The organism is Novosphingopyxis sp. YJ-S2-01, from assembly GCF_016093175.1.
Lineage (GTDB): Bacteria > Pseudomonadota > Alphaproteobacteria > Sphingomonadales > Sphingomonadaceae > Novosphingopyxis > Novosphingopyxis iocasae.
Map to the genome: position 1 here is coordinate 1,230,562 of NZ_JAEDAI010000001.1, position 25,398 is coordinate 1,255,959.

A 25,398-nucleotide genomic window follows, 5' to 3' on the forward strand; every position below is an offset into this window, starting at 1 on the left:
CGGTTCCTGCTTCCGGAGGACTTAGTTCTTGGCCGTGTTGGAGCCGGTCTGCAGCCACGGCATCAGGGCGCGCAGCTGCTTGCCGGTCTCCTCGATCGGATGGGCGAGATCGTTTTCCAGCATCTTGTTGTAGCGCGTCTTGCCGGCCTGGTTCTCCAGGATCCAGTTATGCGCAAAGGTGCCGTTCTGAATGTCGGTGAGAACGTCCTTCATGCGTGCACGCGTTTCGTCGTTCACGACGCGCGGGCCGGAGACGAGATCGCCGTAGATCGCGGTCTCGCTGATGAACTCGTGCATCTTTTCCAGGCCGCCTTCATAGAGCAGATCGACGATCAGCTTCAGCTCGTGCAGGCACTCATAATAGGCGATTTCCGGCTGATAACCGGCGTTCACCAGCGTTTCGTACCCGGCCAGAACCAGCTCGGTCGCGCCGCCGCACAGAACGGCCTGCTCGCCGAACAGATCGGTTTCGGTTTCTTCCTTGAAGGTCGTCTTCAGCACGCCCGCGGTCGCGCCGCCGATCAGTGCGGCATAGGCCAGCGCCTTTTCCTGCGCCTTGCCGCTGGCGTCCTGATGGACCGCGAACAGGGCAGGGACGCCGCGCTTGCGCTCATATTCGCGGCGAACGAGATCGCCGGGGCCCTTGGGCGCAACCATGATGACGTCGATGCCTTCGGCCGGCTTGATGCGGCCGTAAAGTACGGTGAAACCGTGCGCGACGAGCAGCGCGTCGCCATCCGACAGATTGGGCGCGATTTCAGCATCGAAGATCGCTTCGTGGCTCATGTCCGGCGTTAGCAGCGCGATCAGCTTGGCGGCCTTGGTGGCTTCCGCGACGGTCATGACCTTGAGGCCGTCCGCCTTCGCCTTTTCCGCCGTCTTGCTGCCTTCGCGCAGGCCGACGATCACGTCGCAGCCCGAATCGTGCAGGTTCAGCGCATGGGCGCGGCCCTGGCTGCCATAGCCGATGACGGCGACGGGGGAGTCCTTGACGGCGGCCGGATTGGCGTCGTTTTCAGAATAGACCTTCATGATGCTTCGCTTTCCTTATGAATTTTTCGGAGAGGGTGAGGGGGCGTCGGTCTCGATCGTGACCGCGCCGATCGCGGCGGAGGAAACGAGCCGCGCATATTTGTCGAACACGCCGCCCATCTTGTTGGGCGCTTTGGGCGTGTGCGCCGCGCGGCGTGCCTCAAAATCGCAATCGACGTCGATCCGGCGCGCTTCGGCGTCGATGGTGATGGTGTCGCCGTTCTGGATCAGCCCGATCGGCCCGCCGCGCGCGGCTTCGGGCGAGACATGGCCGATGACGAAGCCGTGGCTGGCGCCGGAAAAGCGCCCGTCGGTGATCAGCGCGACATCGCCTGCCAGGCCCTGGCCCGCCAGCGCGGCGGTGGTCGCCAGCATCTCGCGCATGCCCGGGCCGCCTTTGGGGCCTTCATGGCGGATGACGACGACGTCGCCGGCTTCGATCTCGCGGTTGGAGACGGCGGCGAAGGCCGCTTCCTCGCCGTCGAACACCTTGGCGGGGCCGGAGAAATTCAGCGCGCCTTCGGCAGCGGTTTTCAGGACGGAGCCTTCGGGCGCCAGATCGCCATAGAGGATGCGCAAACCGCCGAATTTTTTGACCGGGCTTTCGACGGTGCGGACGACCAGCTGGCCTTCGGTTTCCTCGGCCTCGTTCAGTTCCTCGAACAGCGTGCGGCCGCTGGCGGTCGCGCCGTCGTGCAGCAGGCCGGCATCGGCCAGGCGCTTGCCGACCAGCCGGACGCCGCCCGCCTCGTACAGGTCGCGCGCCAGATAGCGCCCGCCGGGCTTCAGATCGGTGATGACGGGGACGGTGCGCGTCAGCTCGTCGAACGTCTCGATCGAGAAGGGCACGCCCGCTTCCGCGGCGATGGCGGGCAGATGCAGCACCGCGTTGGTGGAACCGCCCGAGGCGACGACGGCGGTGGCCGCGTTGCGTAAGGACGCTTCCGTGATGAAGCTGCGCGCGCTGATCTTGTCATGCGCCATCTGCGCGGCCAGGCGGCCGCAGCGCTGCGCCTCCAGCCCCTTATCCTTGCTGATCGCGGGCGGATCGCCCGAACCCATCGGGGAAAGCCCCAGAAACGCCATCGCCATCGCCATGGTGTTGGCGGTAAACTGGCCGCCGCACGCGCCCGCGCCGGGGCAGGCCGCGCGCTCGACCTCGTCCAGCTCCGCATCGGACATATCGCCCTTGGCATGCGCGCCGACCGCTTCGAACACGTCCTGAATGGACAGGTCCTTGCCCTTCAGATTGCCGGGCATGATGGTGCCGCCGTAGAAGATGAGGCCTGGGATATCGAGCCGGGCCAGCGCCATCGCCGCGGCGGGAATGGTCTTGTCGCAGCCGACGATGATGACGGCGGCGTCCAGGCTGTGACCCTTCACCGCCAGCTCGATCGAATCGGCAATCACTTCGCGGCTGATCAGCGAGGCGCGCATGCCTTCGCCGCCCATGGCGATGCCGTCGGTGACGGCGATGGTGTTGAAATCCACCGGCGTGCAGCCGCCGTCGCGCAGGCCCTTGCGCAGCGGCTCGGCCAGCATCTGGAGATGCATGTTGCACGGGGAAACGCTGGTCCAGCTGTTGATCAGAGCGACCATCGGCTGGCGCATGTCATCATCGGTGAAGCCTGCGCCGCGCAGCATGGCACGGGCGGGGGCCTTGGCCGCGCCCTTGGTGATCGCGTCGGAGCGTTTGGTACTGGTGTCGGTCATGATCGATCGGCCTGAAGCTGTTTCGGATCGTCCGGATGGCCCAATAAAAAACCCCGCTTCCTGTTCGGGAGCGGGGCGCTGTGCGGTCCGGTGAGCCTGTGGTTCAGCTCAGGGGCGCCCCTCCTGTTCGGGAATAAGAAGTACTACGAGCGGAAGAAGGACGCCGGCAAAGCCGGGGCCCGTTTTGTCTTCGAAAATGGCGGCGGTGGCCGTCATGCGAGTACGTTTCCTTCCACGCGGCATAAGCGCCGCTTGGAGGCTTCCTATATCATCGCAGGATACAAACAAGACCAAATGTTGCGCAAAGAGCGATTTTTTTGATCGTTTTCGATTAGTGCGCTGCGGCGCAACATTATTTGTCGGTCGTTTTGACGCCCACAAGCGTCGCCCGCGCGCCGCCTTTCAGCCGCTCGATCGGGTGCGCGGCCTGGCCGCTGGCGATGATGGTGGCGCAGGCATTTTCCGCGGCAAAGCGCGCCGCGGCGATCTTGGTCGCCATGCCGCCGGTGCCGAGGCCGGAGCGGCTGACGCCCGCCATCGCCTCGATCTCCGGCGTGATTGCGGCAAGCCAGGGCAGATGCTCGGCATCCGGATCGGCGGAGGGATCGGCGGCGAACAGCCCTTCGACATCGGACAGCAGGATCAGAAGGTCCGCGCCCGCCAGCTGGGCGACGCTGGCCGAAAGCCGGTCATTGTCGCCGAAGCGCAATTCTTCGGTGGCAACCGAATCATTCTCGTTGATCACCGGCACCGCGCCTTGCGCGAGCAGCGTCTCCAGCGCGGCGCGGGCATTGGCGCCGCGACGCTCCGCCTCGATATCGCCCGCAGACAGGAGCAGCTGCGCGGCGACGATGTCGTGCGGGCCGAGCGCCGCGTCCCAAGCGCCCATCAAAAGCGTCTGGCCCGCCGCCGCCGCCGCCTGCCGCTCGGTCACGACGTCGGAGCGGGTAAGGCCGAGGCGCTGCCAACCGAACGCCATCGCGCCGCTGGTCACCACGACCACGCGCTTGCCGGATTCACGTAGCGCCGCGAGATCTTCGGCCAGCGCATGCAGCCAGGCAATGCGCGGCCGGGCGCGTTCGCGGTCGAACAGGAGCGAGCTGCCCACCTTCACGACGACGGTGCGGCTCTGCTCGATCAGCGCGGCGGCGGTCTGTCTCTCGTCGGTCATTGCGGGGCTCCCGGATGCGTCGGGACGCTCTGCTATCCGCTTCGGCCTGCAAGACAAAGCCTTAAAGCGGGGCGGGGGGCACCCTCCAGGCCGCTAGCTGCTCGGCATGCGGGGCAAAATTGAGCGCGCAGCGGGCGTGGAAATCGGTCGCTTTCGCGGCGTCGATTTGCTCTTGCGGTGTGGCGGGCGCGCGCAGCTTGGCGTCGTCCGGAAAGGTGCCGTAACCGGCGAAAATGCAGTGCCAGCTCGCGCTGGCGTAGAAGCCCGCAATGTCGAGCCGGGCGATCGTCTCGTCCATATCCTGCCCGGTGAACCAGGCGGTCATCATCGCCTTGAGATCGTCCGAGAGATGATCGAGCCCGGCGGCCTCGCGCCAGTAATCCCCGCTGCGGCGATTGAGCCGGTAATGCGCGACGATATAGTCGCGAATGCCCTCGTAGCGGCGCGCGATGCGCGCGTTGAATTGTGCGCGATGCTGCGCAGCAAAACCGCCCGCTTCATAGGCGCTGATGAACTCTTCCACCGTGGCGATGACGATGTGCAGCGCGGTCGCCTCGAGCGGTTCGATGAACCCCTGCGCCAGGCCGACGGCGAGGCAATTGGCGGTCCAGCTGTCCTCCAGTCGCCCCACCTTCATTTTCAGGAAGCGCGCCTCAGCGGGATCGTCCAGCATGCCGAGATGGCGGCGCAGCTCGGTCTCCGCCGCGTCGTCGGACAGATGCCGGCTGGAATAGACATAGCCATTGCCGGTGCGCGCGGTGAGCGGGATGGACCAGGCCCATCCGGCGCTGAGCGCCGTCGCCTGCGTCGCGATGGGCGGGGCTTCGGCGGCGGGCGTCGGCATCACGACCGCGCGGTCGTTGAACAGATTCTGCGCGAACGGCAGGAAACGCGCGCCCAGCGTCCGTTCGGCCAGCAGCGCGGCAAAACCCGAACTATCGACGAACAGATCGCCCTCGATCCGCCGCCCGTCCTCGCACAGCAAGGCGGCGATAGCGCCACTGGCCGCGCGCTCCACATCGGCGATGCGCGCTTCGACATGGGTAACGCCGCGCCCGCGCGCATGATCGCCCAGGAACGCGCCCAATTTGTGCGCGTCGAAATGATAGCCGTAGCTCGGTTCGAACGGGAAGCACTCGTCGGGATGCGGCCCCAATTTCGCATCGGCCAGCTTCGTCGGCAGGAACCAGTGATCGGGATGCGCGGGCGCTTCGATGCCGCCGCGCTTCAGGCGGCAGGCATGGGCGAACGCGCCCTCCGTGTGCAGGTCGATCGCAGAAGGGAAGGGGTGGAAATAGCTGTCATAGCCCGCCCGCTCGGACCAGCCGGTGAAGCGGATGCCCAGCTTGTAGGTGGCATCGCAGGCGGGCATCCACTCCGCCTCCGTGATGCCGAGCCGATCGAATAATGCCTTGAGCTGCGGCGTGGACCCTTCGCCCACGCCGATGATGCCGATGGCCGGACTTTCCACCAGCGTGATCGAGACGGGCTGCGCCGCATCCTTGCTCAGCCAGCGCGCCGCCATCAGGCACGCCGTCATCCACCCCGCGCTGCCGCCGCCCAGGATGACGATGCGATGCGGGGCGGCCACGGCAGCGCTTACTTCGCCGGTGCCAGGCGTACTGCGAAGCCGCCGCCAGGGGCCATCCTTAGGTCCAGCGTATCGCCGCGCTTCACCGTCTTCGTTTCGATGGCGATGCTGTGGCGCTTGTCGGTGCGGTAATCGGCGTCCGCGCCGTCGCGGTAGATGGTGGCGGTGTAGGTCTTGCCCGCATCGAGGAAGTCGAGCGGCACGGCCACGTCGCGTGCTTCCTCATCGGTCACGCCGCCTAGATACCAGTCCGTGCCGCCGCGTTCCTTGCGCGCCATCACGGCATAATCCGCCACTTCGCCCATCAGCGTGTGCGTTTCCTCCCAGTCGGTCGGCACCTGCTTGATGAAGGCGAATTCGCGCGGATATTTCGCGTAATTCTCCGGCAGGTCTGCAGCCATCTGGATCGGCGAATAGAGCGTGACGTAAAGGGCGAGTTGGCGCGCAATGGTGCTCGGCAGATCGCGGCCGTCGCGGCCCTTCAGGGAGAGGACGCCGGGCGTGTAATCCATCGGGCCGGACAGCATGCGGGTGAAGATCAGGCTGGGCACATGGCTCGGGATATTCCCCGGCACGCCCCAGGCCTGATATTCCATACCGCGCGCGCCCTCGCGGCTCACCCAGTTGGGATAAGTGCGGCGAAGGCCGGTGTCCTTGATCGGCTCATGCGGGTTCACCGCGATGTGATGCTTTGCAGCGGTTTCGACCACCTTCAGATGGTGGCGCGCCATTTCCTGCCCGTCATGCCAGCCATAGCGGACGGGATTGCCGGCGGTCGGCAGCAGCTTCACGCCGCCTGCATCGGCGACATAGCCGGTCTTCACGCTATCGACGCCCAGACGCTCGTACAGCGCCATCGCGTCTTCCAGATGCGGCTCATAATTGGCGATATTGCCGCCGGTCTCATGATGGCCGACAAGGTGCACGCCCTTTTTCAGGCCGTAGCGGGTGACTTCCTCGATATCGAAATCGGGATAGGCTTGCGTGAAGCTGAAGTCCGATCCGTTGCCGAACCAGTTGCCGTCCCAGCCCTTGTTCCAGCCTTCGATCAGGACGCCGCGAAAGCCGTTGGCGGCGGCGAAATCGATATAATCCTTGGCATGGCTCGTCGTCGCACCGTGGTTCGGGCCGCTGTTCCAGGTCCAGTCATTGAGGTGCATCGCCCACCAGATGCCGACATATTTATAGGGCTTCACCCAGCTGACATCGCCCAGCTTATTGGGCTCGTTCAAATTGAGGTCGATATTGTTGTCGTACAGGCCCGCCGCGTCGTCCGAAATGCGGATGGTGCGCCAGGGCGTGGTGAAGGCGCCCTCGCGTACGACCTTCGCCTGGCCGCTGCCGGGCGAAAGCTCTGCGCGGAAACGGCGGCCGTCCATGCGGCGGAGCCACATGCCGGCATAGTCCACCAGCGCGGCCTCATGAAAGGCGAGGTGCGTGCCGTCTTCCAGCTTGAAGGTGATCGGCGTGTGCGCGGTGCCCACGCCCTCGATCGGCGTTTCGCTGTACAGATATTCGTAGCGGTTCCAGTCGCCGCCCGGGATCCACCAGGCGGTGCCCGGCTCGGCGATGTTGAACTCGGTCAGTTCCTCCGCAATGGCGGTGGTGCCGGCATCGGGGAATTCATAGCGGAAGCCCACGCCGTCGTCGAACAGGCGGAAGCGCACGGTGACGCGGCGGTCCTGATAGTCTGTATCGTGCAGCTTCAGGCTGAGCTCATTGTGGCGATCGCGCACCATGCGGTTTTCGCCCCAGGGCTGCTCCCAGCTTGTGTCCGCGTTGTCCGTGGAAACCTCTTCCAGCTCCAGAAAGCGGGAGAGCGGCGGGGCGTTGTCCATCAGGAAGCCGAGGCGCGAATAATCGACCAGGCGCACGCCGTCCTTGGCGATGGCGTAGCTGAAATGCCCTTCGCCATCGCGGTCGATGCTGACGGTGATGTGGCCGTCGGGCGAGCTGGCGGTCGCCACCTCTTCGGCGAGCGCGGGGCTGGCGAGGGCGATTGCGATGATCGGGGCGAGGGGGGCGAGGGTGCGCATGGGGTCAGCTCTCCAACTGGGCGATAAGGGCGGCGTAGGGGGCAAGGTTCGGTTCGTGGGTGCCGGTTGCGGCGATGATGCGCGCGCCGTCCGGCAGGGCGAAGGCGGCCCGTTCGGCGGCGAGGTTGAAGAGGCACAGCAGGCGCTGGCCGTCCTGGCGGCGCTCGAAGGTCAGCACCGATCCGTCGGCGCGGCAATCGTGCAGCGTGCCTTCGCGCAGCGCCGGCTGGGCCTTGCGCAAGGCGATCATGCGCTTCGTCCAATTGAGGATCGACTCCGGATCGCCCGCCTGCCGGTCTACGGCGAGGGCGGCATGGTCCGGGCCGGTGGGGAGCCACGGCTCGCCGGTGGAAAAGCCCAGGCCTTCATGCGTCGCCTGCCAAGGCATCGGCGTGCGCACCCCGTCGCGCGAGAGGGTGAGCGGCCAGTTGGCGATGGCTTCCGGATCCTGCAGCTTGTCGAACGGGATATCGACCTGCGTCAGGCCCAGTTCCTCGCCCTGAAACAGGATGGAATTGCCGCGCAAGGACAGCAGCAGCATCGCCTTCATGCGCAGGAACGCCTCGCGATGCTCGGGATCGGCCCAGCGGGAAACGGCGCGCGGGGCATCGTGGTTTTCGAACGCCCAGCTTGGCCAGCCTTCGCCGTCTCCGCCCGGCCAACCGGCCAGTGCCTTGCACACGGTCTGCGGCGTCAGCTTGTCGGCGTAGAGGAAATCGAAGCCATAGGCGCTGTTAAGGCGCTTATCGTCCGCGGTGAACTCCTTCATCTGCGTCTCGGCGAAATCGCCGCCGACTTCGGCCAGGGTGAAGGTGGCGCCGAATTCGTCCGCCACGCCGCGCACCCGCTCTAGAAAGCGGGCGATGCCTTCATGGCCCTGATTGAACTGCTTCAGCTGGAAGTCGTAGGGCCGGGTGCGCGGCTTGCCGTCTTCCGGCATCGGCGGATTGTCGCGCAGTTCCAGATCGTGCATCGTGTAGTTCAGCGCATCGATGCGGAAGCCGTCGACGCCGCGCGCGAACCAGAATCGCGCGACATCGAGAATGGCCGCCTGCACGTCCGGATTGTGCAGGTTCAGGTCGGGCTGTTCGGCCAGAAAATTGTGCAGATAATATTGCCCGCGCCGCGCGTCCCAGGTCCAGGCCGGGCCGCCGAAGACGGACTGCCAGTTGTTCGGCGGGCTGCCGTCGGGCTTGGGATCGTGCCAGACATACCAGTCGGCGCGGGCATTATCGCGGCTCTGTCGGCTTTCCTCGAACCAGGGATGCTGGTTGGACGAGTGCGACCAGACCTGATCGATCATGAGCTTCAGGCCCAGCGCATGGGCGCGCTCCACCAGCGCATCGAAATCGGCAATCGTGCCGAAGATCGGATCGACGCCGCGGAAATCGGAGATGTCATAGCCGAAATCGCGCATCGGCGATGTGAAGAAGGGCGAAACCCAGATCGCGTCCGCGGCCAGATCGGCGACATGGTCCAGATGGCGGGTGATGCCGTTGAGATCACCGATGCCATCCCCGTTGGAATCGGCAAAGCTGCGCGGATAGATCTGGTATATCACCGCGCCGCGCCACCAGTCGGCGCGCTCGGTCTCGTTCTGCGGCTGCTGCTTCAGGCTCGCGGCGATACTCATTTCGTGGGCATTCCCTTGCAGATGGCATAGCCGAAGGCGGGCAGTTCGATGGCGACGCTTCCCGGCGCGGTCGGCGCGGCGGGACAGGTCCCGGCCAGCGGCATGAAGCTGGTGGTGCCTGTCTCGACGACGATGTTGCGCGTGATTGGCTGGTCGCTGGTGTTGAAGGCGATGAGATATTCCGCGTTCGTCTCCGGATCGAAGCGGGAAACGGCGAACAGCCCCGGCTCCTGCTCATAGCCGCGCACGATCTGGCGGCCTTCGCTCAGCGCCGGGTTCGCCTTGCGGATCGCGGCGAGCGAGGAAATCAGCCGGTAGAGCGGATGGCCGGTATCGAAATTCTCGGCCGCGGTGGTGGCGTCGGTGCCGATCAGGTCGTTGTCGTTATAGACGTCCGTTTGGGAAGCGAACATGTCCTCGCGCGCGAGCTGGTCGTTGCCATCGCCGACGAAGCCTTGTTCGTCGCCATAATAGATCACCGGCGAGCCGCGCAGCGTCATCAGCATGGCATGGCCGAGCTTCACGCGGGCGAGCAGCTCGTCCTGCGAAATATCCGGCATGTCCTGCTTCAGCAGCGTGGAAAAGCGGCCCATGTCGTGATTGCCGAGGAAGGTGGGCAAGGTGCGCGCCGTCGCTTCGCCGCCGTCGTACAGCACATCGCCGTCAAAGGTTTCGGACAGGACGTTGGTGCCCTTGGCCCGGCCCAGCAGATCGCGCACCGCGGCCTGGAAGGCGAAATCGAGCACGGCGGGCAGATGATCGCGCCGCGTATATTGCGCGATATAGCCGTTATCGGGCGTCTCGCGGTAGACCTCCCCGAAGATGTGGAAATTGGGGATGCCGCGCGCTTTTGCCGTCGAAAGCATGGCGGGGACGAAGGCCTGCCAGAATTCCGGGTTCACATGGCGCGCGGTGTCGATACGGAAACCGTCGATGCCGGTGCGGTCGATCCAGTCGGCATAGATATCGATCATGCCCATCAGCACGCGCGGATGCTCGGTGAACAGATCGTCGAGCCCGGAGAAGTCGCCGAAACGGCTGTCCTCGCCGGTGAAGGTCGAATCGCCGCGATTGTGATAATAGATCGGGTCGTTCAGCCAGGCGGGCACCTTTGCGTCCCGCTCGCCCGCCGGAACATAGGGCGTGTAGGCATAATCGGGATCGGTGAGCTTCGCGAAATTCTCCGCCGTCATCACCTGATCGCCTGCGAACCCTTCGTTGATCCGCGCGCCGTCGGGCTTGCCTTTGGTGGAATAGGGATAGTCCGCACGCGATCGGTAGGGATAGCCTTCCGGGCTCGTCTCGCGATATTTGATCACGTCGGCCGTGTGATTGGTGATGATATCCATATAGACCTTCATCCCCCGCGCATGGGCGGCGTCGACGAACGTCTTGAACTCCTGCGGGCTGCCGAAATGCCGGTCCGGCCGGGTAAAGTCGGTGATCCAGTAGCCGTGATAGCCCGCGCTTTCCTGACCCTGCGGCCCCTGCACCGGCTTGTTCTGGAAGATCGGCGAGAACCAGATCGCGGTGATGCCGAGGCCTCGCAGATAATCCAGCCGCTCGGTCAGGCCCTTCAGGTCGCCGCCGTGGAAGAAGCCCTTGGCGGCGGGATCGAAGCCCGTCGTCAGCCGATCGCCCTTCAGGCCGCCGCGATCGTTCGTGCGGTCGCCATTTTCGAACCGGTCGGGCAGCACGAAATAAACGATCTCGTCCTCCGGCGGCCGCTCGCGCAACGCTTCCAGCACATCGGGGGCCGGGTCCTGCGCCGCGGCAGGCGCCGTCAGCGCCAGCGCGGCGAGGAGGGGGAGGGTGTATTTCATGACGGTGTTCCCTGTCCGGCGCGGATCATGCGCGCGAGAAAATCGATATGGTGGTCCATCGGCCTGACCTGTTCGACCAGCGCCGCTTCGGTCTCACCAAGCAGCGCGCGCAAATCCTTTTCGGGCAGCGCATCGGCGACGGGGTTGTAGCTGCGCGCCTCCACGCCTTGTCCGGCGAAGACCTGGAACCAGCCCACTTCGGTAAACAGCTCCTCATGCTCGCGGTGGATGAAGCCGGTGGCCTTCCACTGGTCGATCTTCGCGGCGAGCGTTTCGGGCAGTTTCTGCGCGCGCACCGCATCCCAGAAGGGCTCGCCCCGCCGCTCGTTCGCGACATAATGCAGCACCAGAAAATCGCGGATGCGCGTCCATTCGAATGCGGCCTGCGCGTTGAACCAATCGACGATCGCCGGATCGGGCGCGCCGTTTGGCATGACCGAGAGGAAGCGGCTGATGGCGCTCTGGATCAGGTGGATGCTGGTTGATTCCAGCGGCTCCATGAACCCCGCCGCCAGCCCGATCGCCAGGCAATTGTGCGACCATTGTTCGCGCCGCATGCCGGTGCGGAAGCGGATCGGGCGCGGATCGCCCTGCGGCGTGCCGTCCAGGTTGGCGAGCAGCGTTTCGGCGGCCTCGTCGTCGCTGAGATGGTCAGAGCTGTAGACCATGCCGTTGCCGATGCGATGCTGCAGCGGTATGCGCCACTGCCAGCCCGCCTTGCGCGCGATCGAACGGGTATAGGGCGTGAACTCGCCGCCATTGGCGCAGGGCACGGCCACCGCCCGGTCGCACGGCAGATGGTGCTTCCAGTCCTCGAACGGGCTGCCCAGCGCCTCGCCGATCAACAGCGCGCGAAAGCCGGTGCAGTCTATGAAGAAATCGCCCTCGATTCGGCGGTCGTCCTCCAGCGCCAGCGCGCTGATCGCGCCGCTTTCGCCGTCGCGCTCTACCGATGCAATCCGGCCTTCATGCCGCACCACGCCGCGCGCCTCGGCAAAGCGGCGCAGGAAGGCGGCGTAGAGGCCGGCATCGAAATGATAGGCATAGGGCATTTCCGGCAGGTTGGGTGCCGGGCGGCCGCGCTGCATCCGCATGGTGCGCGCCGCCAGTTCATTGAGCGAATAGCGCTGCAGCGGCTTGGCGATGCCGAGCTTTTTCGCGCGCAGCCAGTAATGCTGGAATGGCAGGAGGCCCACGCCCCGGCCGATATTGCCGAAGGCGTGCATATAGCTTTCGCCCTCGCGCAGCCAGCCGTCGAATTCGATGCCGAGCTTGAAGCTGCCCTTGGTCTCGCGCAGGAACTCCGCCTCGTCGATGCCGAGCGCACCGTTGAACAGATGGATCTGCGGGATCGTCGCTTCGCCCACGCCGACGGTGCCGATCGCCTCGCTCTCGACCAGTTCGATCCGCGATCCCGGCGGCGCAAAGCGCGCGAGAGCCGCCGCCGCAATCCACCCGGCGGTGCCGCCTCCGGCGATGACCAGTTTTTCTAGGCGTTCACGCATTCTCTATCCCCTTTGATCGAGGCGCCGCCTGCTCCGGCTGGAGCGGCGGCGCCCGATGGGAGAGATTAGAAGCGATAGGTGAAGCCTGCCAGGAACCGGCGGCCGTACAGCTGATAATCCAGCACCTGCAGCGGGTTCTCGCTTGAGGTTACGGAGCGGAACGGGGTGTCCGTCAGGTTCTGGCCCTGGAGATAGACTGAGAGGCCATCCAGCGTGCCGCCATCGAAATCATAGCCGATCTGGGCATCGATGATGGTCTCGCCCAGCGCGATGCGACGTGTGGGAGAGCCGCCAAAGCCGGTGAAATCACCGAGGAATTCGGAACGGTACCGAACGCTGCCGCGCGCATTGAACCCGTATTTCTCGAAGTACAGCGTACCATTGGCGACCCATTCCGAATAACCCGGGATCTGGGTGACAGTGCCTTGCGCGTTCTCGATCTCGGTCTTGGTGTATCCTACGCCGCCGGTAACACCGAAACCGTCGAGCGCTTCGGTGGCGATGTTGAAAGGTACCGTGGCCGAAAGCTCGGCACCGTAGAGATTGCCGCCGCCGGTGTTGGTCGGCGCATTGAGAAGGCCGATCCGTGTCGCCGGCAAAGGACCTGCCGGAAGCGGGAAGCCGCTATAATCAAATGTGAAGGGAGCCGTATCGATGAAGCTCTTTACGTCCTTATAGAACAGCTGCAGTGCGATCACGCCGCTGGTGCCGAAATATTTCTCGAAATTGAGGTCCACCGCGTTCGCGCGGTAAGGTCGCAGTTCCGGGTTTCCGCCACCGCCGTTCAGGAACGGGATCTGGCCCGTCGGGCTGAGCGCGGCATTGGTGTTGTCGATGCCGTAGCTGATCGCAACGCGCAGATCGTCGAGGCGCGGGCGCATGATCTCACGCGCTGCAGCTGCACGGATCACGAAACCGCTGTCGAAGCGCATCGACAGGTTCACGCTCGGCAGCACGTCCCAATAGGATGCGCCTGCCGATACTGCGACTCGCTGTCCGCCAGGGAAGGCAAGACCGCTCGATTTCTGTACGGTATTGATCGCCTGAACGCCGAAATTGCCGGTCAGGGTCGCGCCGCCGAAATTCTGCTCGATATTGCCCTGAAGATACATTGTCATCAGGTCTTCGGCGATGCGATATGCCTTGGCGGGCACATCATTGGACGGGTTGCGCACCAGTGTATAGGTGCCTGCATCGATCAGATCGCGCGGATCGTAACTGACGATCGGGCCCAAGCCTAGATAAGCAAGATCGGTCGGGTCTTGCAGCAGGTTCGTCGGCAGCGGAGCGCTCTGCGCGCCGCCGAAGGTGATGAGGAACTCGTCCGGCGTCAGGCTCTTGTCGCGATCGGTGTAGTTCAGGCCGAAAGTCACCGCGCTGATGAAGCTGTCCTCGATCTCCTTGGAGACCTCGACCCGATACTGCTTCAATTCGTCCTTGACGATCCGGTCGTTGAAATAGCCGCCCTGTACGGTGCTGCCGCCCCAGCCGAGCGGGTCGGTGAGCACAATCTGGTTCGGATCGGAATAGTTCAGCGTGGGAGAGAAGAAAGCGCCGGTTTCATCCAGCGTAAAGCCGATCGTATCGGCCGCGCCGCCGGTGGGGCCGTAACCCGTGCCGGAATAGCTTTCGATACTCAGCTCACGTCGGTCGGTGCGCGAGTAGCCGAAATCGGCGAAGAAGTTCCAGCCGTCGTCGCCCTCATAACTGACGTTCAAGCCGCCGGAGTAGAGATCTGCCTCACGATTGAAGACATCGTTGCGGATCACTCCGCGCACATTCTGGAACGTGCCGGATGTATAGGTTCCGTCTGTCACCGTCCCGCTGTTCGGAACGAAGCTGACGCCGTTACCGCCGCCAAAGCCCAGCGGAAGCTCGATGCCGCGCTTGATCTGGTCGTCGTCGAAATTCGAATAGAACGCATCGAGGGTGACCATCCACTCATCGGCAGGGCGATACTGCACCGTGCCGGTCGCGCCGAAGCGCTTCAGGTTTGTGGAGGTGACATAGGGCTTGGCGCCGCCGAGCAGAGCGTCGCCATTCTGGTCGGCATAACCCCAGGCGTTATATTCCTGCAGCTGATAGGGTTCATCGACATAGGATGCCGACAGCGCGAGGCCCAGGCTATCGTCTGCGAACTGATCCACATAAGTGGCGTTGACGCGGTAGCCCGTGTCCTTCGAACCGGAGTTGAGCGCGCCGATGTCGGCATAGCTGCCGCGTGCACCGATCGCGAAGACGCGCTCTTTGGCCTCCAGCGGCCGGATGGTGCGTACGTCGATGGTGCCGACGAGGCCCTGACCGACCAGCGACGCGCTGGGCGTCTTGTAGACTACGACCTGATTTACGACTTCGGCAGGATACTGATCGAACTCGACGGCGCGGGCGTCGCCGGTGGAGGTCTGCTCGCGCCCGTTGAGGAGGGTTTGCGAGAAATCCGGGCCGAGGCCGCGGATGGAGATGACGTTCGCGCGGCCGTTGAGGCGCTGCGAAGTCACACCAGGCAGGCGGGCGATGGATTCGCCGATCGAGTTGTCCGGCAGTTTGCCGATATCTTCCGCCGTCACCGACTCCAGGATCAGCTCGCTATTGCGCTTTTCGGCGACGGAGGTTTCGAGTGCAGCCCGGAAGCCCTGGACCACGATGGGCGAGATGACGCCGTCGTCCTGCGGGACTTCGGTAGGAACGCTTTCGGCGTTCTCGATCTCTTCCTCGGTCGTGTTGACCGGATCACCGGGCAGGGTTTGCGCAAGCAGCGGCGCCGCGCCGAAGGCACCCGCACCAAGTGCGATCAGGCTGCAGCTGCGAACGAAAATACGACGCATCTCGGCGCCACGATTAGAGCACTTCATCAGACTTCCCCTCCAGGAATATGTCTCCGCACCGTTTCAGCCGACAGCTGGGCGTTGAGCGGAGTACTTTCACATTGTGCGGGGGCATGACGCGCCGAACCCGGGCGCGCTAGATGGCATACGTATACGCATAAATGTCACATAGCGCGAAAAAGCGCGGCATTTGGGCGTCGACGAATTGCAAATTATGTGGCGGGGCGTACCAAGATCGCTCAGGCGGCACGCAGAGGCCGCGCGGGTGGAGGATGCCGGTGAAAAGCGGGACGCAGCGGGTCACCTCTTTTGATATCGCCGAGCGGGCGGGGGTGTCCCAGCCCACCGTTTCGCGGGCCTTACGCGGATCGAGCGCGGTCAGCGCGGAAACGCGTGAGCGGATCGAGAAGATCGCGCGCGAGCTCAACTATTCGGTCGATAAGCACGCCTCCTCGCTGCGGCTGCAGCGAGCCAACACGATCGCGCTGCTGTTCTTCGAGGACCCGACGGCGGACGACACGCTGATCAATCCGTTCTTCCTGTCCATGCTGGGATCGATCACCCGCCGCAGCGCACAGGCAGGGTTCGATCTGCTCATCAGCTTCCAGCAGCTGTCGAGCGATTGGCATACCGATTATGAGGACAGCCGGAAGGCTGACGGAATCATCCTGCTCGGCTATGGCGATTATGCCGATTATCGCCCGCGGCTGCGCGCGCTGAACGAGCAGGGTACCCATTTCGTGCGCTGGGGCGCGCCGGAGGCGGATGACAGCGGCCTGACGATCGGTTGCGATAACCGGGCAGGTGGCCGCATGGCGACCGAGCATCTCTTGAAGCAGGGGCGGCGGCGGATCGCCTTCATCGGCCGGTGCGACGAGGGCTATCCCGAATTTCGCGCACGCTATCGCGGCTATTGCGATGCGCTGGCCGAGGCGGGGATCAAGTTCGACCGCGATCTGCAGGTCGATGCGCTGACGCTGGAAAGCGCGGGCGCGGCTGCGGTGGAGCAGTTGCTGGAAAGCGGGGCGGCGTTTGATGCGCTGGTTTGCGCGTCCGATCTGATTGCGCTGGGCGCGGTGCAGGCGCTGAAAGATCGCGGGCGTGACGTGCCGGGCGATGTGGCGGTGACCGGGTTCGACAACATCCCGGCGGCCGCGCAAACCAGCCCGCCGCTCACTACCGTGCAGCAGAATGCGCGGGCGGCGGGCGAGGCGCTGGTCGACACGCTGATCGCGCGGATCGAGAACCAGACCGTTGCTCCCGAACTGCTGCCGGTCGAGCTGATCCTGCGCGAAAGCAGCTAAGCGGCGGCGCTGTCCGCGCGCCGATCACATACGAATACATGACGCCCTGGGGGCCCTTGCAATTGCGCAGGGGAGCGGGCTCGGCCACTGTCCAAGGCATAAAAAGCCGTGGAGAGGGCATTTGGAAGAGGCAATCGAACGTGCCGGTGAAGCTGGCCAGGCGACGGTGAAGCCGCGTCAGGGCTTTGCCGGGCTGTGGAACATCAGCTTCGGATTTTTCGGCATTCAGATCGGTTTCGCGCTGCAGAACGCGAATATGAGCCGCATCTTTCAATCGCTGGGGGAATCGCTCGACAATCTGCCCGCGCTCTGGGTGGCCGCGCCGCTGACGGGCCTGCTGGTGCAGCCGATCATCGGCCATTATTCGGACCGCACCTGGAGCCGCCTCGGCCGCCGCCGCCCTTATTTCCTGGCCGGTGCCGTGCTGGCCGCGATCGCCTTGTTCGTGATGCCGAATAGCCCGGCGCTTTGGTTTGCGGCGATGATGCTGTGGATCCTGGACGCCTCGCTCAACATCTCGATGGAGCCCTTCCGCGCTTTCGTCGGCGACATGCTGGGGAAGGATCAGCACACGGCAGGTTATGCGGTACAGACCGCCTTTATAGGTGCGGGCGCGGTGGTCGGCTCCGTCTTCCCTTACATCCTCGCGCATCTCGGCGTGGCCAATGAGGCGGCGGCGGGCGGTGTGCCTGACACGGTGCGCTTCAGCTTCTGGTTCGGCGGCGCGGCGCTGCTGATCGCGGTGCTGTGGACCATCGTCACTACGAAGGAATACAGTCCCGAAGAGATGCGCGCCTTCGAAGACGCAGCGGCGGAGGAGGAGATGCCGTCCCCCGTGCGGGCGCTGGCGGCGCGTACCTTTACCTCGTCTTTCCTGTGGATCGGCGCGGGCGCGATCATCGCCGCCGTGGTCGCCGAGTTCGATCTGGAGAAGGAGCTTTACCTTCTTGCCGGTCTGTTAGCTGCCTATGGTCTCGCCTCGATCGCGGCGATTTCCATGGCGCGCAAGGGGCGAGAGGCCAATCTGCTCGGCCATATCGTCGGCGATTTTTCCGGCATGCCGGACGTGATGAAGAAGCTCGCGCTCGCTCAGTTCTTCAGCTGGTCCGCGCTGTTCATCATGTGGATCTATACCACCCCGGTGGTGGCGCAATATGCCTATGGCGTCACCGACACCGCTTCGGCGGCGTATAACGACGCGGGCAACTGGGTCGGCATCCTGTTCGCGGTCTATAACGGCGTCGCCGCCGTCTTCGCGCTATTCGTGCTGCCGCGCATGGCCGCGGCGATCGGGCGCGTGCGCACGCATATGGTCTGCCTGCTGGCAGGCGCACTGGGCTATGCGAGTTTCCTCGTGATCCGCGATCCGCAATGGCTGATCGCATCGGAAGTGCTGGTTGGCATAGCCTGGGCATCGATCCTGGCCATGCCTTATGCGATCCTCGCCTCCAGCCTGCCGAGCCGCAAGCTCGGCATTTATATGGGCTTGTTCAACATATTCATCGTGGTGCCGCAGCTCATCGTCGCCACGGTGATGGGCACGGTGCTGAAGGCCTTTTTCCCCAGCGAACCGATCTGGACGATGGCGTTTGCCGCCGTCGTCATGGCCGCGGCCGCGCTCGCAATGTTGCGCGTGCCGCGCGTCGGCAAAGCCGCCCGAACCGAAGGAGTAGCCCTGTGAAGCATGTGACCCTCAGCACGATCGCGGCCCTGGCCGCCGCTATCGCCGCCCCCGCCGCGGCGCAGGACACGCGCCCGCCGCTCGATCAGCGCACGCTCGCCGATTATGCGCCCGAGCCCTATGTCACGCTGAAGCACGCGCCCTGGACCGAGGAGGCGGTGCTGTATCAGATCAACACCCGCCAGTTCACGAAGGAAGGCACCTTCCGCGCCGCGATCAAGGAGCTGCCGCGCCTGAAGAAGCTGGGCGTCGATATCCTGTGGCTGATGCCGATCCAGCCGATCGGGGAAAAGAACCGCAAGGGCACGCTCGGCAGTCCCTATTCGGTGAAGGACTATATCGCGGTGAACCCGGAATTCGGCACCGAGGCGGACCTCAAGGCATTTGTCGATGCCGCGCATGCGCAAGGTTTTCATGTGATCCTCGATTGGGTGGCCAACCACACTGCCTGGGACCATCCCTGGGTGACGCAGCATCCCGAATGGTATGAGCGGGACTGGAAGGGCGATTTCCACCCGACACCCTGGTGGGACTGGTCCGACATCATCGACCTCGATTACGATCAGCCCGGCGTGCGCAAGGCGATGACGGAGGCGATGGCCTATTGGGTGCGCGAATTCGGGATCGACGGCTATCGCGCCGATGTGGCGGGCTATGTCCCCATCGACTTCTGGGAGGGCGTGCGCGCCGATCTGGAGGCGATCCGGCCTGTCTTCATGCTGGCCGAGTGGAAATCGTCCGAGCTTACCCGCAAGGCATTCGACGCAGTGTACGCTTGGGAATGGCACAAGACGGCCAAGGAAGTGGCGCAAGGCAAGGCCGATGCCACCGCCTTCTATGGCTATTATAGCGAGAATGTGAGCGCTTGGCCGGACGAGGCGATGCGGCTGGTCTACATCGCCAATCATGACAGCAATGCCTGGGAAGGCACGCAGTACGAGAATTTCGGCCCCGCGCTGCCTGCGATGATCGCGCTGAGCTTCACCGGCGAGGGCATGCCGATGATCTACAACGGCCAGGAAGCCTGCAACGCCAAGCGCCTGGAATTTTTCGAAAAAGATCCGATCGACTGGAGTCAGGCCAAGGATTGCGATCTGGGCGATCTGTTCACCCGCCTCATCGCCTTTCGCGATGCCCATAAGGTGCTGCACAATGGCCAGTGGGGCGCGCGCATGATCAAGGTGGAAAATACCGCGCCGCAGCAGGTGCTCAGCTGGGTTCGCCGTAACGAGGATGAAACGGTGCTGGGTATATTCAATCTCTCCGACAAGCCCGTCGAGGTGGATTTTCCTACCGAACTGGAACATGGTCGCTATCGAAGCTTTAAGACCGGCAAGAGCGTGACCTTCGACGCCGGCACCCACATGTCCCTCGCTCCCTGGGAGTATCAGCTATTCGCAACGCCATGAATTCGGACGCGGTCCAGCGCTGCCAGAACCTTATCCTCTTCGGTGCCACGGGCGATCTTGCCAAACGCATGCTGCTGCCCTCGCTCTACGCGCTGCATGCGGATGAGCTGATTGCACCGAACCTCAAGATTTTCGGTACCGCCCGCAGCGAACTGACCGACGACGGTTTCCGCTACATGGCGCGTGAGGCGCTGGACGAGTTTTTGCCGAAGGACCGCAAGGACGAAGGCGCGATCTCCAGCTTCCTCGACCGGCTTTATTACCAGCCGCTCGACGCCTCGACGATCGAGGGGTTCGACGATCTGGCGAAGAAGGTGGGGGACATCAGCTGCGGCCTCGCCATCTTCCTGTCGACCGCGCCGTTTCTGTTCGAACCGACCATCAAGGGGCTCGAATCGGCCGGCCTCGCGGGCGACAATGTCCGCATCGGCCTGGAAAAGCCGCTCGGCACCGATTTCGAAAGCTCCGCGCAGATCAACGACGCCGTCGCCGCGGTCTTCCCGGAGTCGCGGACGTTCCGGATCGACCATTATCTGGGCAAGGAGACGGTGCAGAACCTGATGGCGCTGCGCTTTGCCAATATGCTGTTCGAGCCGGTCTGGAATTCGAACAATATCGATCATGTGCAGATCACGGTGACCGAGACGGTGGGTCTGGAAGGGCGCGCGGACTTCTATGACGGCACCGGGGCGCTGCGCGATATGGTGCAGAACCATATGCTCCAGCTGCTCGCGCTCACCGCGATGGAGCCGCCGGTGGATTTCGACGCCACCGCGATCCGCGACGAAAAGGTGAAGGTGCTGCGCGCGCTGCGGCCCGTGCCGGAAGGCGACAGCGTGACCGGCCAGTATAATGACGGCGCGGTGAAGGGCGAAGCGGTCGGCAGTTACGAAAAGGATCTGGGCGAGCCGTCGGACACCGAAACCTTCGTTGCGTTGAAAGCTCATATCGATAACTGGCGCTGGCAGGGCGTGCCCTTCTACCTGCGTACCGGCAAGCGCATGGCCGATCGGCGCAGCGAGATCGTGGTGCAGTTCAAGCCCGTGCCGCACAATATCTTCGGCGCGCGGGACGGGCGGCTGGAGGCCAACACGCTGATCATCCGCCTTCAGCCGGAGGAATATGTCCGCCTGCTGGTGATGGCCAAGGAGCCGGGGCTGGACCGGGACAAGATCGTGCTGCGCGAAGTGCCGCTGGACCTGTCGCTCAGCCAGGCCTTTGCCGGCACGCGCCGCCGCATCGCTTACGAGCGGCTCTTGCTCGATCTGGTCGAAGGCGATCAGACGCTGTTCGTGCGCCGCGACGAGGTGGAAGCGCAGTGGAAGTGGATCGATGCGATCCGCGACAGCTGGAAGACCAGCGGCAAGACGCCCAAACCTTATAATAGCGGTGGATGGGGCCCAAGCTCCGCCATTGCCTTGACGGAACGCGACGGAGTGAGCTGGCATGATTGATCGCAGGCGCTTCGGCACCATCGAGGAACTGCGCGACAAGGTCGCCGCGGACGTCACCAAGACGATTCGCGACGCGCTGCTTGAGCGGGGCCAGGCGCTGATCGCGCTGTCCGGCGGATCGAGCCCGTTTCCGATTTACGAGAAGCTCTCTCGCACCAATGTCGGCTGGAGCAAGGTGTCGATCATCCCCGCGGACGACCGCATCGTGGACGAAGACAGCGAGCTTTCGAACATCGCCGCGCTGCGCCGCACCTTCGGCGATACCGGCGCAACGATTACGCCGCTGTTCGAGACCGCCGGGAACGAGGCGCAGGCCGCGGTCGAGGCGCGCGGCATCGCCGACAAGCTGAACTTCCCGCTCGACCTTATCTGGCTCGGTATGGGCACGGACGGTCATTTCGCCAGCGTGTTCCCGGGTCCGGATTACGACACCGCGTTCGCCCCTCCGGCGCAGGCCAAGGCGGTGCGCGTGCGTCCCGATCCGCTGCCGCCCGAAGCACCGGTCGCGCGGATCAGCCTTTCGGTGCCGTGCATTTCCAACGCCAATTCGATCATCATGGTCATTTCCGGCAAGGAGAAGAGCGCCACGCTCGACCAGGCCGTGGAACAGGGCGAGGCCTCCGGCCTGCCGATCGCGCGGTTCATCGCGCAGCTGAAAAAGAACCTCATCGTCTACGAAGGACCGTAACTCCATGAGCCTTCACCCCAAAGTTGCCGAAGTCACCGAACGCGTGATCGAAAAGTCGCGCGAAGGCCGTGCCCGCTATCTCGATCTGATCGACCGCCAGCGCGAGGAGGGCACCCGCCGCTCCGTCCTGAGCTGCGGCAATCTGGCCCATGCCTTTGCCGCCAGCGGTGAGGACAAGGCGACAATCCGGCAGGAGCGTGCGCCCAATCTGGCGATCGTCACGGCCTATAACGACATGCTGTCGGCCCACGCGCCTTATTATCGCTACCCCGAACAGATGAAGGTGTTCGCGCGCGAAAAGGGCGCGACGGCGCAGGTTGCGGGCGGCGTACCCGCGATGTGCGACGGCGTGACGCAGGGGCAGGACGGCATGGAGCTATCCCTGTTCAGCCGCGACACCATTGCGATGGCCAGCGCCGTAGGCCTCAGCCATGCCATGTATGAAGGCACGCTGATGCTCGGCATCTGCGACAAGATCGTGCCGGGCCTCCTGATCGCTGCGCTGCGCTTCGGCCATCTGCCGACGATCTTCGTGCCTGCCGGGCCGATGCCGTCCGGTCTCGCCAACAAGGAAAAGCAGCGCGTCCGCCAGCTTTATGCGGAAGGCAAGGTGGGCCGCAAGGAACTGCTGGAGGCCGAAAGCGCCAGCTATCACGGCATGGGCACCTGCACCTTCTACGGCACCGCCAATTCCAATCAGATGATGATGGAAGTGATGGGCCTGCACGTGCCGGGCGCCGCCTTCCCCAATCCGGGCACCAAGATCCGGCAGGAGCTGACCCGCGCCGCCGTGCACCGCGTCACCGAAATCGGTGCGGACGGCGAGGATTATCGGCCGGTGGGCCGCGTGGTCGATGAAAAGGCGATCGTGAACGCCATCGTCGGTCTGCTGGCCACCGGCGGATCGACCAACCACACCATCCACATTCCCGCCTTTGCGCGCGCCGCGGGCATCAGTGTCGACTGGCAGGATTTCAGCGATCTGGCCGATGTCGTGCCGCTGCTTAGCCGCATCTATCCCAATGGCTCGGGCGACGTGAACCATTTCCAGGCGGCGGGCGGCATGGGCTATGTCATTCGCGAGCTGATCGGCGGCGGCTTCCTGCATCCCGACATCATGACCGTCTGGCATTCGGACCTCACCGCTTATGGCGATGAGCCGTTTCTGGCCGACGAGACGCTGGAATGGCGCCCTGCGCCGGAGACAAGCGCCGACGATACGATGCTGCGCCCCGTCGATGCGCCGTTTCAGGCAACCGGCGGTCTCGCCCTCCTCGAAGGCAATCTGGGCCGCTGCATCATGAAGACCAGCGCGGTGGACGAGGACCGCTGGACCATCGAAGCGCCGTGCCGGATTTTCGAGGAGCAGGATCAGGTGCGCGCCGCATTCGAAGCGGGCGAGCTGAATAAGGACGTAATCGTCGTGGTACGCCATCAGGGCCCCAAGGCCAACGGCATGCCGGAGTTGCACAAGCTCACTCCGCCGCTCGGCGTGCTGCAGGACCGCGGTTTCCGTGTGGCCCTTCTCACCGACGGGCGAATGTCCGGCGCCAGCGGCAAGGTGCCAGCGGCGATCCATCTGTCTCCAGAAGCACTCGGCGGCGGGCCGATCGGCAAGCTGCGCGACGGCGACATCGTACGCGTCTGCGCGCGCGAGGGCGTGGTCGAGGCGAAGGTGGAGGCCGCCGAATGGGACGCGCGCGAGAACGCGCCCGCGCATCTCGGCAATCTCGGGCTTGGCCGCGAGTTGTTCGGCCTGATGCGCGCCCATGCGGACGAGGCGGAGCTTGGCGGCTCCGCCATGCTGGCTGAAGCGGGGCTGTAAGGCATGAAGATCGTTACCGCAGACATCGGCGGCACCCATGCCCGCTTCGCCATCGCTGAAGTGGAGGGCGGCAAGGTCGTCTCGCTGGGCGAGGCCACCAAGATGCGCGCGGCGGACCATGCCAGCCTGCAGATTGCCTGGGAAGCCTATGGCGAGACGCTGGACGAGCCGCTGCCGCCTTATGGTGCCATCGCGATCGCGGCGCCGATTCGCAGCGATGCGATCAAGTTCACCAACAATCCCTGGATCGTGCGCCCGGCGCTGATGAACGAGCGGCTGAAGCTGGAGCACCGGGTGCTGGTCAATGATTTCGAGGCGGTGGCCCATGCCGTTGCCGCGGTCGATGACGATCAGTTGATGCATATCACAGGGCCGGAAGGTCCGCTTCCGCAAGAGGGCGTGATTTCCGTCGTGGGCCCCGGCACTGGTCTTGGCGTCGCACTGCTCTACCGCGAAAAGGGCAGGGTGCATGTGCTGCCGACCGAGGGGGGGCACAGCGATTTCGCACCGCTGGACGAGGTCGAGGAGCGCGTGCTCACGCATCTGCGCAAGAAGCACAACCGCGTATCGGTGGAGCGCGTCGTCGCGGGCGGCGGGCTGCGCGCCATCTGGGACGTGCTGGCTGAACTTGAAGGCAGCGATGTGCCCAAGGGCGACGACAAGACGCTCTGGAGCATTGCGCTGGAAGGGCGCGACAGCATTGCCGAGGCGGCGCTCGATCGCTTCTGCCTGTGCCTGGGCGCGGTGGTCGGCGATATCGCGCTGACCCATGGGCCCGGCCCGGTCGTCCTGGCGGGCGGCCTCGGCGCGCGCCTTGCCGATTTTCTGCCGCGTTCCGGCTTTGCCGAGCGATTCGCGGCCAAGGGACGCTTCCAGTCTTTGATGGAGCGCCAGCCCGTCAAGCTCATCACCCATCCCGAGCCCGGACTGTTCGGGGCCGCTGCCGCTTTCGCCAAGGATATTGCATGACGCCGATCGAAACCATCATGCGCACCGCGCCCGTGATCCCCGTTCTGGTGATCGATGACGTGGCCACCGCCAAGCCGATCGCCGAGGCGTTGGTCGCAGGGGGGCTTCGCGTGCTCGAAGTGACGCTGCGTACCGAAGCGGCGCTGAACGCTATTTCCGAGATGAAGCAGGTGGACGGCGCGATCGTCGGCGCCGGTACCGTGCTGGATGCGCGCGCGCTGGAACGCTCGATCGCGGCAGGGGCGGAGTTCATCGTCTCGCCGGGATTGACCGACAAGCTGGCCGACGCGGCGCGCCACGAACAGATCCCGTTCCTGCCGGGCATCGCCAATTCGGGCGATATCATGCGCGGCCTCGACCATGGCCTCAAGCACTTCAAATTCTTCCCGGCCGAGGCTTCGGGCGGCATCTCCGCGCTGAAGGCGCTGGCCGGTCCGTTCGGCGGCATCCAGTTCTGCCCCACCGGGGGCATCACCGAATCGAGCGCGCCGGACTGGCTGGCGCTCGATCCTGTTCTTTGTGTGGGCGGAAGCTGGCTGGTGCCCAAAGGCGAGACCGACTATGACGCGATTCGCTCCCGCGCGGAGGCCGCCAGCGGGCTGGCGCGGACGCCGGACTGAATTTCGCCCCGTCGCCGCAGCAGAAGCGGTTGACGGACGGACCGACTTCGCTTATGTGCGGCGCTTGATGCGACCGCGCCGCGATGCGCGGTCTTTTTGTTTTGATGATGAGACCCCGA

General features: G+C 64.5%; 17 protein-coding genes. 8 read left to right on the forward strand and 9 right to left on the reverse strand.

Annotated elements, in window-relative coordinates:
* Positions 1-21 precede the first annotated feature (21 nt).
* The 9 genes from ilvC to I6A82_RS05975 form a co-directional block, all read right to left on the reverse strand.
* Positions 22-1,032, reverse strand: a complete 1,011-nt coding sequence (ilvC, locus tag I6A82_RS05935) for a ketol-acid reductoisomerase (RefSeq protein WP_187335548.1) — start codon at positions 1,030-1,032, stop codon at positions 22-24.
* A 15-nt stretch (positions 1,033-1,047) separates the two neighbouring features.
* Complete coding sequence (gene ilvD, locus I6A82_RS05940; protein WP_198094136.1) at positions 1,048-2,745, reverse strand: dihydroxy-acid dehydratase; 1,698 nt, start codon at positions 2,743-2,745, stop codon at positions 1,048-1,050.
* Between the two features lie 352 nt (positions 2,746-3,097).
* Positions 3,098-3,916: a glutamate 5-kinase gene (proB, locus tag I6A82_RS05945; protein WP_198094137.1), complete on the reverse strand. Its 819-nt coding sequence runs from the start codon at positions 3,914-3,916 to the stop codon at positions 3,098-3,100.
* 61 nt (positions 3,917-3,977) lie between these two features.
* Complete coding sequence (locus I6A82_RS05950) at positions 3,978-5,507, reverse strand: tryptophan halogenase family protein (RefSeq protein ID WP_332310938.1); 1,530 nt, start codon at positions 5,505-5,507, stop codon at positions 3,978-3,980.
* Positions 5,508-5,515: 8 nt separating this feature from the next.
* On the reverse strand, positions 5,516-7,543 hold the full coding sequence (locus I6A82_RS05955; RefSeq protein WP_198094138.1) for a glycoside hydrolase family 97 protein: 2,028 nt from the start codon (positions 7,541-7,543) through the stop codon (positions 5,516-5,518).
* 4 nt (positions 7,544-7,547) lie between these two features.
* Positions 7,548-9,176 carry an alpha-amylase family glycosyl hydrolase gene (locus I6A82_RS05960; RefSeq protein ID WP_198094139.1) on the reverse strand — a complete coding sequence of 543 codons (1,629 nt, stop codon included), beginning with the start codon at positions 9,174-9,176 and terminating at the stop codon, positions 7,548-7,550.
* On the reverse strand, positions 9,173-10,999 hold the full coding sequence (locus I6A82_RS05965) for an alpha-amylase family glycosyl hydrolase (protein ID WP_198094140.1): 1,827 nt from the start codon (positions 10,997-10,999) through the stop codon (positions 9,173-9,175). The genes I6A82_RS05960 and I6A82_RS05965 overlap by 4 nt, the downstream gene beginning before the upstream one ends.
* Positions 10,996-12,504, reverse strand: coding sequence for a tryptophan halogenase family protein (locus I6A82_RS05970; protein WP_198094141.1), 1,509 nt, complete (start codon positions 12,502-12,504; stop codon positions 10,996-10,998). Before I6A82_RS05970 ends, I6A82_RS05965 begins: the two co-directional genes overlap by 4 nt.
* Before the next feature lie 65 nt (positions 12,505-12,569).
* Positions 12,570-15,329, reverse strand: coding sequence for a TonB-dependent receptor (locus I6A82_RS05975; protein WP_198094142.1), 2,760 nt, complete (start codon positions 15,327-15,329; stop codon positions 12,570-12,572).
* A gap of 278 nt (positions 15,330-15,607) precedes the next feature.
* Here I6A82_RS05975 and I6A82_RS05980 point away from each other — a divergent pair, with 278 nt between their 5' ends.
* The 8 genes from I6A82_RS05980 (at position 15,608) to eda (ending at position 25,279) form a co-directional block, all read left to right on the forward strand.
* Positions 15,608-16,633 carry a LacI family DNA-binding transcriptional regulator gene (locus I6A82_RS05980; protein WP_332310939.1) on the forward strand — a complete coding sequence of 342 codons (1,026 nt, stop codon included), beginning with the start codon at positions 15,608-15,610 and terminating at the stop codon, positions 16,631-16,633.
* A 121-nt stretch (positions 16,634-16,754) separates the two neighbouring features.
* Entirely contained in the window at positions 16,755-18,314 is a 1,560-nt protein-coding gene (locus I6A82_RS05985; protein ID WP_232343322.1) for an MFS transporter, read from the forward strand.
* Positions 18,311-19,723, forward strand: coding sequence for an alpha-amylase family glycosyl hydrolase (locus I6A82_RS05990; protein ID WP_332310940.1), 1,413 nt, complete (start codon positions 18,311-18,313; stop codon positions 19,721-19,723). The genes I6A82_RS05985 and I6A82_RS05990 overlap by 4 nt, the downstream gene beginning before the upstream one ends.
* Positions 19,720-21,177 carry a glucose-6-phosphate dehydrogenase gene (gene zwf, locus I6A82_RS05995; RefSeq protein WP_198094144.1) on the forward strand — a complete coding sequence of 486 codons (1,458 nt, stop codon included), beginning with the start codon at positions 19,720-19,722 and terminating at the stop codon, positions 21,175-21,177. Before I6A82_RS05990 ends, zwf begins: the two co-directional genes overlap by 4 nt.
* A complete protein-coding gene (gene pgl / locus I6A82_RS06000) occupies positions 21,170-21,865 on the forward strand; it encodes a 6-phosphogluconolactonase (RefSeq protein ID WP_198094145.1) in 696 nt (231 codons plus the stop codon). The genes zwf and pgl overlap by 8 nt, the downstream gene beginning before the upstream one ends.
* Before the next feature lie 4 nt (positions 21,866-21,869).
* Complete coding sequence (edd, locus tag I6A82_RS06005) at positions 21,870-23,690, forward strand: phosphogluconate dehydratase (protein WP_198094146.1); 1,821 nt, start codon at positions 21,870-21,872, stop codon at positions 23,688-23,690.
* A gap of 3 nt (positions 23,691-23,693) precedes the next feature.
* Positions 23,694-24,659, forward strand: a complete 966-nt coding sequence (glk, locus tag I6A82_RS06010) for a glucokinase (RefSeq protein ID WP_198094147.1) — start codon at positions 23,694-23,696, stop codon at positions 24,657-24,659.
* A complete protein-coding gene (gene eda, locus I6A82_RS06015) occupies positions 24,656-25,279 on the forward strand; it encodes a bifunctional 4-hydroxy-2-oxoglutarate aldolase/2-dehydro-3-deoxy-phosphogluconate aldolase (RefSeq protein WP_198094148.1) in 624 nt (207 codons plus the stop codon). The genes glk and eda overlap by 4 nt, the downstream gene beginning before the upstream one ends.
* Positions 25,280-25,398: the final 119 nt, after the last annotated feature.

Bases quoted from the DNA above. Each gene is read 5' to 3' on its own strand.
- ilvC (WP_187335548.1), bottom strand. From the start codon at position 1,032: ATGAAGGTCTATTCTGAAAACGACGCCAATCCGGCCGCCGTCAAGGAC.
- ilvD (WP_198094136.1), bottom strand. From the start codon at position 2,745: ATGACCGACACCAGTACCAAACGCTCCGACGCGATCACCAAGGGCGCG.
- proB (WP_198094137.1), bottom strand. From the start codon at position 3,916: ATGACCGACGAGAGACAGACCGCCGCCGCGCTGATCGAGCAGAGCCGC.
- I6A82_RS05955 (WP_198094138.1), bottom strand. From the start codon at position 7,543: ATGCGCACCCTCGCCCCCCTCGCCCCGATCATCGCAATCGCCCTCGCC.
- I6A82_RS05960 (WP_198094139.1), bottom strand. From the start codon at position 9,176: ATGAGTATCGCCGCGAGCCTGAAGCAGCAGCCGCAGAACGAGACCGAG.
- I6A82_RS05965 (WP_198094140.1), bottom strand. From the start codon at position 10,999: ATGAAATACACCCTCCCCCTCCTCGCCGCGCTGGCGCTGACGGCGCCT.
- I6A82_RS05970 (WP_198094141.1), bottom strand. From the start codon at position 12,504: ATGCGTGAACGCCTAGAAAAACTGGTCATCGCCGGAGGCGGCACCGCC.
- I6A82_RS05975 (WP_198094142.1), bottom strand. From the start codon at position 15,329: ATGCGTCGTATTTTCGTTCGCAGCTGCAGCCTGATCGCACTTGGTGCG.
- zwf (WP_198094144.1), top strand. From the start codon at position 19,720: ATGAATTCGGACGCGGTCCAGCGCTGCCAGAACCTTATCCTCTTCGGT.
- pgl (WP_198094145.1), top strand. From the start codon at position 21,170: ATGATTGATCGCAGGCGCTTCGGCACCATCGAGGAACTGCGCGACAAG.
- edd (WP_198094146.1), top strand. From the start codon at position 21,870: ATGAGCCTTCACCCCAAAGTTGCCGAAGTCACCGAACGCGTGATCGAA.
- glk (WP_198094147.1), top strand. From the start codon at position 23,694: ATGAAGATCGTTACCGCAGACATCGGCGGCACCCATGCCCGCTTCGCC.
- eda (WP_198094148.1), top strand. From the start codon at position 24,656: ATGACGCCGATCGAAACCATCATGCGCACCGCGCCCGTGATCCCCGTT.